Raw genomic sequence first — 2,797 nt, forward strand, 5'->3', positions numbered from 1 at the left:
CTTCTTGACGTTCATGGTGCTCCTAAGCTAGCGTGCCTGCACTGGGGGAAGGGTGTGTGTTCGCCTAAAGATGAATAGGGAACTCACAGTCCCCTCAGGCTCACGCGCTTGCTGAGCCCGCGGAAGAGTAGACGTGCGGCGCCAGTACGGCGATGGATCGAAGGTTACGGTACTTCTCGGCATAGTCGAGGCCATAGCCCACGACGAACTGGTTGGGGATGTCGAAGCCGGCGTACTTCACGTCGATTTCGACGCGCGCGGCATCGGGCTTGCGCAGCAGGGCGCAGATCTCCACGGATGCCGGGCCGCGCGAGTTCAGGTTGGCGATCAGCATGACAGAGTCAGGCCGGAGTCAATGATGTCTTCCACGATCAGCACGTGGCGGCCGCTGAGGTCGGTGTCGAGGTCCTTGAGGATCCGCACGACTCCGCTCGAGGCGGTGCCGGAGCCGTAGGAGCTCACGGCCATCCAGTCCATCGTGATCGGGTGGTGCAGTTCGCGGGCGAGGTCGGCCATCACCATGACCGCGCCCTTGAGCACTCCCACGAGGAGCAGGTCTTTGCCTGCGTAGTCGGCCTCGATCTCACGCGACATCTCGGCCAGTCGGGAGTGAATCTGCTCCTCGCTGATCAGAATTTCGGTGAGGTCGCCATCAATGTCGCGAGGTTCCATGTGAGCGGGGCAGTCCTTTACTCGAAAGCGTGTCCAGGATCGGCGAAAATCAACACGCCGTCCTGCCTGACAACTCTAACGCCTGGCAGGTCGAGAGCCTCCTGCCCGTGCCAGTCGGTGACCAGACGAGCAACGGCCAGGGTGTGTGTGCGCGCGAGAGTGGACCCGAATCGCGCCTCCACGCCGAAGCGGATGATGCGTTGCCGCACGGCGGCCGGCTGCGCGGCCAGGTCGTCGACCGGCAGGGTCCCACCCGCAGCGGTACTGACCCATACAGTGCCCAGCAGCGCGCGAGCCACAGCGTCCAGGGCATCGGAGTCCTCTCGCAGGGCGTCGGCTGTGCGCACCAGCGCCTCGCTGATGCCCGGACCGAGTTCTCGCTCCAGCAGCGGCAGCACCGTTTCGCGCACGCGCACTCGGGCGTACGCCGGGTCGAGATTCTGCGGGTCGTTCCACGGCACGAGACCACTGTCGGCGCAGAACTGGCGGGTGAGAGCGCGGCGGATGCCGAGCATCGGACGAAGATAGGGGCCGTTTCGGGCGCTCATGCCACGCAGGCTCGTCGGCCCCGATCCGCGGGCGAGGCCGAGCAGAACGGTCTCGGCCTGGTCGTCGAGGGTGTGGCCGAGCAACACCGCCTCGGCGCCGGTCTCCGCGAGGGCTCGTTCGAAAGCGGCGTAGCGGGCGGCGCGGGCCGCAGCTTCGGGGCCGGAATCGGTTCCGACGCTGACGGTGAGCACCAGTACCGGCTCTAGGCCCAACCGGCGGGCTTGCTCCGCGGCGGCGGCCGCGACATCCGCTGACCCCGCTTGCAGCCGGTGATCCACGATCACCGCGCCGGCGCGGGCACCCGAGCGCCGCGCCTCACAAGCCGTCGCGGCCGCCAGCGCGAGCGAATCCGCTCCCCCGCTCAGCCCGACCAGAACGAAGGTTTCGGACGACGACGACGTGAAAACCGCGCGCACGGCCCGGCGGATGTCGGCGATGGCCGGGGTCAGGCGGGGACGGCGTTCAGACTGCATCCAGTAACGTTAGCCGCAGACTTAGATCAAGGGAGAAAAAAGGCCATGGCCGAATACGACGCAGTCATCGAAATCCCCCGCGGGAGCCGCAACAAGTACGAGGTCGATCACAAGACCGGTCGGGTATACCTCGACCGCGTGTTGTACACGAGCTTCATGTACCCGACCGACTACGGCTACTTCGAGAACACGTTGGGCCTCGACGGCGATCCCGTCGACGTGCTCGTGCTGCTCGACTACCCGCTGTTTCCCGGTGTCGGCGTCTCCGTACGTCCGGTCGCCGTGTTCAACATGACCGATGACGGCGGCTCCGACGCCAAGGTGATCGCTGTTCCCGCCGGCGACCCGCGCTGGAACCACATTCAGGACGTGCTCGACATTCCCGAGTACACCCGCAAGGAGATCGAGCACTTCTTCGAGCACTACAAGGACCTTGAGCCCGGCAAATGGGTCAAGACCGAGGGCTGGGGCGACGCCGCCGAAGCCGACCAGATCGTGCGCGACGGTATCACCAAGCTTGCCGCCGAGGGGCACTAGCCCCCAGCGCTGACGAAGGCCCCCGAGCGCTGCTCGGGGGCCTTTTGTGTTGTCTCTGCGCGATGTGTCCGCGTTAGGACGACGGGCGGCCCACGTAGGGTGACACGTCGCCGAAGCTCCAGATGCTGTGGATCCGCACGGGTGCGGAGGGGTTCGGTGCTTCCAGGACCTGTCCGCCACCCACATAGATGGCGACGTGATAGTAGTCACCGCGTCCGCCCCAGAAGACGAGGTCGCCCACGGCCACCTGGGAGAACGACACGAGCTTTCCCTGCGCCGCCATGGTGTTGTACTGGTTCGTGGCCGAGTGTGTGCCGATGTAGATGCCGGCCGAGGCGTACGCCGCCTTGGTGAGGCCGGAACAGTCCCAGACGTTGGGGCCCGCGCCGCCGAGCACGTAGCGGTCGCCGAGCTGCGCTCGCGCGAAGCTCAGGGCGGTGCTGACAGCGCCGGCGTTGGAAATCGGGGTGCTGCCGCCGGTCGACGCTCCAGAGCTCGAACCGGTGGAGGTGCTGCCGCCCGAGGACGAGCCGCCAGAGCTGCTGCCGCCGGTCGACGCTGGCGGT

3 protein-coding genes and 1 pseudogene are annotated in these 2,797 nt (G+C 66.6%); 1 reads left to right on the forward strand and 3 read right to left on the reverse strand.

Annotated elements, in window-relative coordinates; all coding sequences use genetic code 11:
- Positions 1 to 100 precede the first annotated feature (100 nt).
- Both hpt and tilS read right to left on the reverse strand, forming a co-directional pair.
- A pseudogene (hpt, locus tag JF66_RS17580) lies at positions 101 to 672 on the reverse strand (hypoxanthine phosphoribosyltransferase).
- Positions 673 to 689: 17 nt separating this feature from the next.
- Positions 690 to 1,694: a tRNA lysidine(34) synthetase TilS gene (gene tilS / locus JF66_RS17585; RefSeq protein ID WP_035880061.1), complete on the reverse strand. Its 1,005-nt coding sequence runs from the start codon at positions 1,692 to 1,694 to the stop codon at positions 690 to 692.
- 45 nt (positions 1,695 to 1,739) lie between these two features.
- On the opposite strand from tilS, the gene JF66_RS17590 reads away from it, so the two are divergent.
- Positions 1,740 to 2,231, forward strand: a complete 492-nt coding sequence (locus JF66_RS17590) for an inorganic diphosphatase (RefSeq protein WP_035880063.1) — start codon at positions 1,740 to 1,742, stop codon at positions 2,229 to 2,231.
- Between the two features lie 73 nt (positions 2,232 to 2,304).
- On the opposite strand, the gene JF66_RS17595 is transcribed toward JF66_RS17590, so the two are convergent.
- Positions 2,305 to 2,797: C40 family peptidase (locus tag JF66_RS17595; protein WP_035880064.1), on the reverse strand; the 493-nt coding region annotated here is incomplete at its 5' end.

The organism is Cryobacterium sp. MLB-32, from assembly GCF_000738085.1.
Lineage (GTDB): Bacteria > Actinomycetota > Actinomycetes > Actinomycetales > Microbacteriaceae > Cryobacterium.